This is a genomic window from Cylindrospermopsis sp. CR12 (genome assembly GCF_001432185.1).
Lineage (GTDB): Bacteria > Cyanobacteriota > Cyanobacteriia > Cyanobacteriales > Nostocaceae > Raphidiopsis > Raphidiopsis raciborskii.
Window position 1 is genome coordinate 1 of sequence record NZ_LMVE01000109.1, and the last position, 7,360, is coordinate 7,360.

At 41.4% G+C, this 7,360-nt stretch carries 3 protein-coding genes; 2 read left to right on the plus strand and 1 reads right to left on the minus strand.

The window, feature by feature from the left end:
• Nucleotides 1-1,106, plus strand: a 1,106-nt coding sequence (locus tag ASL19_RS12980) for a calcium-binding protein (protein WP_161808602.1), incomplete at its 5' end; no start/stop codon positions are given.
• 432 nt (nt 1,107-1,538) lie between these two features.
• On the plus strand, nt 1,539-6,167 hold the full coding sequence (locus tag ASL19_RS12985; RefSeq protein WP_057178666.1) for a bluetail domain-containing putative surface protein: 4,629 nt from the start codon (nt 1,539-1,541) through the stop codon (nt 6,165-6,167).
• Between the two features lie 99 nt (nt 6,168-6,266).
• Here the strand turns inward: ASL19_RS12985 and ASL19_RS18685 are convergent.
• On the minus strand, nt 6,267-7,360 hold a 1,094-nt coding region (locus ASL19_RS18685), incomplete at its 5' end, for a Calx-beta domain-containing protein (protein ID WP_161808603.1).

The following is a 7,360-nucleotide window of genomic DNA, read 5'->3' on the forward strand; positions in this document are numbered from 1 at the left end:
TTAATGGTGGAGATGGCAATAACACCATAGTTGCTGGGGGTGGAAATAACATCATTAATAGCGGTGATGGGAATGACATCATAACTGCTGGAGATGAGGATGATATCATTAATGCTGGAGATGGCAATGACACCATAGTTGGTGGGGGTGGAAATAACATCATAACTGCTGGAGATGGGGATGACACCATTACCGGTGGAGGTGGTATTAACACTATTGATGGTGGAAATGGTATTGATACGGTTGTAGATGCAAATTTAAGCTCTGCTACGGATGCCTTAACCATTAATGATAGCGATGAAACTAGAAACTTTACAGCTCCTGATGGTACAAGAATTCTTAATGTGGAGCGATTTACCAACCTAACTTTGGGTAGTGGTAATGATGTGGTTAATTTCACCCATCAAATTAACAATATGATTCATACTGGTGCGGGTAATGACACCATTAATAGCGGGTTAGGACGAGATACCGTTATATCTGGAAGGGGAGATGATCATATTGTGGTAAATACTGCTAGTCTGGTGATTATTGAACTACCAAATGAGGGCAATGATACCATATTTTCCAGTATAAACTATAATTTGGCTGGCTTAACACAGATTGATAACTTAACTCTCACAGGTACACTGGATATAAATGGGATAGGGAACAGGAAGGATAATATAATCACCGGAAACAGTGGTCAAAACGTGTTAACAGGACTGCAAGGAAATGACACCTTTGTGTTTAACCTTGGGGATTCTGTAGTGGATAAACCCGATAGAATAGGGGATTTTCAATTTGGCAAGGACAAGATAAGGGTGAATGGGGTGTTACCAAGTGTATTAACCCATGCCGGCAATAGCGGTGCTAGTACATTGAGTAGCTTGGTAGATAGTGTATTTATTGATGCTAATAGAGCATTAGATGGAAATCAGGGATTGGGGACTAACAGTGCAGCATTGGTAGTGTCAACAGCACAGGGAATAGGTGGCACTTATTTAATAGTGAATGATGGATTGGTAGGTTTTAATACTGCTACAGATTTGGTGATTAATCTGATGGGATATAGTGATGGTTTACCGGGTTTAGGAAATATAGCAGTGGGTAGTTTGTTTGTGTAGAAGGTGACAACCTCGTTGAGTTTAATCGACTGATAAAGTTTAATTGGGTTAGTTTTAAGCTCTTAACTTCATTTGAGGTGTAAACGAAGTACTCCATACGCAATATCGCCCTGATATACCTCTAACTCATGGGACGACCCACGAGTTAGCGAGGAAATTAATTAATCACAAAAGTAATGCGAGATTGCACTGTGTGTGGGAAAAGTTCTGGAAATGCGATCTCACGTAGCGTGATTACAATATAAATTTATACATTTAGTAATGTAATCATAAGAAATAAAACTTATGTTATCTATATATGTCTTTACTAATCTAACCTATACCAATAAAAACCAGATCATAAAATATTTTTATCATTCAATCTAAAACCGTTACCAATTTATCTTTTGTCATGATAGACTGGTAGCATGTAATTATTAGGGTAATCCTGACATGAAACTTGTTGGAGAGAAGGTTTTTAGCATCATAACTGATAACTTACGAGCATTCTCCCTGTCAGATAAGTTCTGGCAGTCCATGGATAGTGCTTTTGGAACAAGCTACAATAGCACCATCGCTGAGTTGTTAAGAGGAAAGTGGCAAAAAGGTGACTTTAGTGATTTACCACCTATAGAAATGGTTGATAGCGCCGTTCTAAGAGGTGGACAGGGGGCCTATTCGCAGCAAGAAAATAGAATTTATTTATCCGGTGACCTGATTGGTAATGTAGAAGCTATTAGCAGAGTAATTATAGAAGAAATAGGGCATTATATAGATGCTCAGATTAATCAAGTAGATAGCCCTGGAGATGAGGGATCAATTTTTGTAGCGTTAGTGCAGGGTGAAGAGTTATCTCCTGATGTGTTGGCAGTATTAAAAACGGAAGATGACACTGCATGGATTAACCTGAATGGGCGGTCTATTGTAATAGAGCAGGCAACCTTCACAAGCACTGGTAGAGTTAACGATACCATAAACGGGACAGTAGAAAATGACACCATTAATGCAGGTTTGGGACGCGACACTGTAAATGGAGGTGGGGGAACTGACCTACTGATCGTGGATTACTCCAGCAATACCTACACAGGTAACCAAGCAGGAATCACAAGTTCTATCTCTGGTAGTGGCGGGTTTAATGGTTCTTATACTGCCTATACTTATTACAACTATAGTTGGGACAATAACTACGACCAAGTTTCATTCTCTAACATTGAAAGATTCCAAATTACGGGAACGGTTGCAGGAGATAATATTACTACTGGTGATGGTAATGATATTATCGATGGAGGTGATGGCAATGATATTATCAACGCTGGCAATGGGGATGACACGATAAATGGCGGTGATGGAAATGACACCATCAATGGTGGAGGTGGTATTAACATCATTGATGGTGGGGATGGTATTGATACAGTCGATGTAAATTTAAGCTCTATTACTAGTACTCAAACTATTGAAGATAGCGACATAGCTAAAAACTTTACTCTTGCTGATGGCACAAATATTTTTAATGTAGAGAACTTTAGAGACTTAACCTTGGGAAGTGGTGCTGATGTTGTGAACTTCACGCGCAGATACAATAACACGATTAACACGGGTACGGGTAATGACACCATTAATGCAGGTTTGGGACGCGACACTGTGAATGGAGGTGGGGGAACTGACCTACTGATCGTGGATTACTCCAGCAATACCTACACAGGTAACCAAGCAGGAATCACAAGTTCTATCTCTGGTAGTGGCGGGTTTAATGGTTCTTATACTGCCTATACTTATTACAACTATAGTTGGGACAATAACTACGACCAAGTTTCATTCTCTAACATTGAAAGATTCCAAATCACGGGAACGGTTGCAGGAGATAATATTACTACTGGAAGTGGCAATGACATCATTAATGGTGGAGATGGAAATGACACCATCAATGGTGGAGGTGGCGATGACACGATAAATGGCGGTGATGGTAGTGACACCATTAATGGTGGGGATGGAAATGACATCATTAATGGTGTCAATTGGAATAGCTCTACGCCGGGAAGCAGCGAAGTAGACACCCTAACGGGAGGTCAAGGAAATGATAGATTCATCCTTGGCGACTTGAATTGGGTTGGATATGACAATGGAGATACATCTTCAGCAGGAACTACTGATTACGCACTGATTACTGACTTTACAGTAAATGATATTATTCAGCTTCAAGGAAAAAGCAGTAACTATAGCCTAGTTGTTAGCGGTTCAGATACCCACCTGTACTTGAATAAACTGGGATCAGAACCTGATGAGCTCATCGCCACTCTGAGAAGTACATCTACTTTGAATCTTAGTCTAACAGGGAGTTACTTCAACTACGTTAATGCTGCTGTCGCTCCCGAGTTGGCGATCGCATCTACCAATGCCACCCAAACAGAGGGTAACTCTAGTACAAAATCCTTTACATTTACTGTTACCCGCACTGGAGATGCTAATAATAGCAGCAGTGCTAATTGGGCGGTTACCGGATCTGGTACTAACCAAGCAGATGCTACTGATTTTGGTGGAACCATGGCAACTGGCACAGTGAATTTTGCGGCAAATGAAACTAGTAAAACCATCACGGTCAATGTGTCAGGAGACACTACTGTTGAACCTGATGAAGAGTTTACAGTTACCCTCTCTAACCCCACTAATGCCACTATTGCTACTGCTACTGCTACAGGAATAATTCAAAATGAAGATGTTGCTGCTCCACTACCTACCATTACACTAGCTGTAAGTCCCACTAGTGTCACAGAGGATGGGACCACAAATTTGGTCTACACTTTTGCCCGCACTGGTCCCACCAATGATGTACTAAGTGTCAATTACAATATTTACGGCACTGCTGATGAAACTGATTATACGGGTGCTAGTCCAGGTATTTTCCCCGCTTCAGGTAAGACTATCACCTTTACAACAGGTGCAAGTACGGCTATGTTAACCATAGACCCAACCGCTGATACCACGGTAGAAAGTGATGAAACAGTCATCTTAACCCTAGCATCTGGCACTGGTTACACCATTGGAACCACTGGTGCAGTCACAGGAACCATTACTAATGACGACCTAGGAAATACTCAGCAAATTACCAGCACATCTAACAGACTAAGAGCTACACCTGGTGCTAACTTAACTGTTCCCCTTTTCTATAATACGTCTAATTCTAACAATGCTGTCAATGGCATTGGCATTCGTCTTCACTATGATTCTACTGACCTATCTTATCAACAGGTCACAAATCTATTCTCAACTAATCTATTTGGCTCCATTACTAATGGACTAGATACAGAAAACTTTGATAAAGATAACACCACAGACCGCTATATTCAACTCCAATATTTTGCTACCACTGGTAACTGGCCTAATCAAACTCTACCCGTGAAATTGGGAGATTTTGGCTTCACTACCAGCAGTATTTTTCAAGGAACCCAACTCAATATTACGGGTGTTGATCTGGCTCCTGGTTATACCCTTGAAGCTGCTCCCATAGAAATATATAAGCAAAACTGGACACTGGATGTGGATGGTAATGGCACTATTAGTGCTCTGTCTGATGGCATCATTATCATGCGTTACTTGTTTGGCAATTTTTCTGGAGATGCCCTGACAAGAAATGCGATCGCACCTAATGCAACCCGCACCCCCAGTGAGATTAGAACCTACCTAGGAGAAGCAGGGAGCATACTGGATATAGACGGTGATGGTGCAGTTCGCCCTCTCTCCGATGGGATTATGGCAGTACGTTACTTGTTTGGCAATTTCCCTGGAAATGCTTTAATCAATGGGGCCATATCTCCCAATGCTACTCGTAATCTCAGCCAGATTGAATCCTATCTAGCAAGTATTAGCGGTACTTCCTCAGCTTCCCCGTTGGTTCCCCAACAAACTACCTTCTTACCCCTATTTGCCCAGACCTTTAACGCTACTTCCTCCTCAAAGCAAATTATTGACCTAACTACTTCTAATTCCTCCCTTACCCCTGGCGCTCCTGTTTCTATAGGGGTTACCTATAATGTGGATAGTGGTGACAATACCCTAACAGGTATAGGAATACGTCTTCACTACAATTCTAATCAAATCTCTTACCAAGGTGCTAGTAACCTACTGTCAACAGATTTATTTGGTGATGTAACTGACAACCTGGATGAACAAGATTTGGATGGAGACACTTCTACTAACCGTTATATTCAAATTCAATATGCAGATTTTAGTGGCAATTGGCCCAATCAAAATCTGCCAGTGAAAATAGGAGATTTTGCCTTTAATACTGTTTCATCCTTCCAGCAAAGCAAGGTAAATGTGACAGCGGTAGATGTAGCACCGGGATATACCCTGGAAGCTAGACCACTGACTTTAGCAGGAGATGGTCAACCCAAGGTAATATCTGGCACAGACCAAGGAGATGATATAAATGCCACCAGGGGTCAAACCACGGTAATGCCCGGAAAAGGGGATGACATTATTAGGGTAAATAGTGCGAGTGTGGTGATTATTGAACTACCGAACGAAGGTAATGACACTGTATTTTCCAGTATTAACTATAATCTAGCTTCCCTACCACAGATAGAGAACTTAACCCTCTGGGGTACGGAGGATATCAATGGCATAGGTAACAGGAAGGACAATGTAATCACGGGAAACAGTGGTCAAAACGTGCTGACAGGACTACAAGGAAACGACACCTTTGTGTTTAACCTTGGGGATTCCGTAGTGGGTAAACCAGATAGAATAGGGGATTTTCAATTTGGCAAGGACAAGATAAGGGTGAATGGGGTGTCACCAAGTGTATTAACCCGTGCCAGCAACAACAGTGCTAGTACATTGAATAGTTTGGTGGATAGTGTATTTATTGATGGGAATGGAGCAACAAGTGGAAATCAGGGTTTGGGGACTAACAGTGCAGCATTGGTCGTGTCAACAGCACAAGGAATAGGTGGCACTTATTTAATAGTGAATGATGGGGTAGGAGGGTTTAATCCTGCTACAGATTTGGTGATTAATCTGACGGGATATAGTAGTAATTTACCAGGTTTAGGAAATATAGCAGTGGGTAGTTTGTTTGTGTAGAAGGTGAAAGCTAAATTTGATTAAAACCGACCGTTCATATATTTAATTCCACCCACCCACTTAGATGATGATGATTCAGTTCATCCGTTAAAGTTAACTTCAAGTCAAGGTCAGAGCAAAAACTGCATCATTGAAATCATTGTTGGAATATTGGGTAGCGGTAGCGGGTAAATCCTCAAAACCATAGACACCATTACCATAGGAACGGAAGTGAGGAGAATTATCGTGATTAGCTGACCCAAAGCTAAAATAAGCGACTGGCTCCTGTACAAATCTAGGTGCATTGTTAAACACATTACCTACTTCCGTAGCAACAAGGTCTCGGACATATTTAGGTGCACTGGCAAATCGGTTTACGTCTCCATTTTCAGCAGCGACGAAATCTTCCACTCCATTTAACCCAGGAAAGTAAGTTCCACCGTTAGCAATGACGAAGGGAGCATAAAACTTATTACCTTCAAGTGACACGCCAGACCCCAATTGTGTAGCGGTGCTGGGAGTATCGCTACCACCTGCTTGCACTATAAAGTCTTTCACTTTAGCAGTAGTGAGAGCGTAAAACGCATAATCACTATCTGCTGGTTTTAAAATTCCTTTATCAGTATTAATTCCACCTTGGGCATCCACAACCTCATATAGTCCAAATAAGTGGTTAAAGTTAGACCTTGTCCCATTTTTCACACCTGTAACTTCACTTGATGTAGATAGTCTATTTGCATCTAAAGATATAGTTCCTTTGCCATTTGCTTTGAAAACTAAACCTCCATTAGAGATATCAACGCCAGGTGCATACTCAATAATGGAAGAGAAGGTGAGAACATCATCATTTTGGATGGTTCCGGTTACACTACTGGTAGTTCCAATGGTGTAACCAGTCGCAGATGCTAAACTTAACTCTACTGTTTCATCACTTTCTACCGTGGTGTCAGCGGTGGGGTCAACTGTAACTGTAGCGGTGGATGACCCAGGGGTAAAGGTGACGCTTGTACCAATATTATTATAGTCAGTACCATTAGTTGCTGTGCCTCCAATAGTGTAATTAATTGTTAGAGAATTACTAATAACTCCAGTGCGGGTGAAGGTGTAAACTAGGTTATTAGTGCTATCTTCTGTAACACTGGTGGGAGAAACAGCTAGGGTAACTTGGGTGTCATCATTAGTAATGCTTCCGGTGACTCCACTGGTGGTTCCAA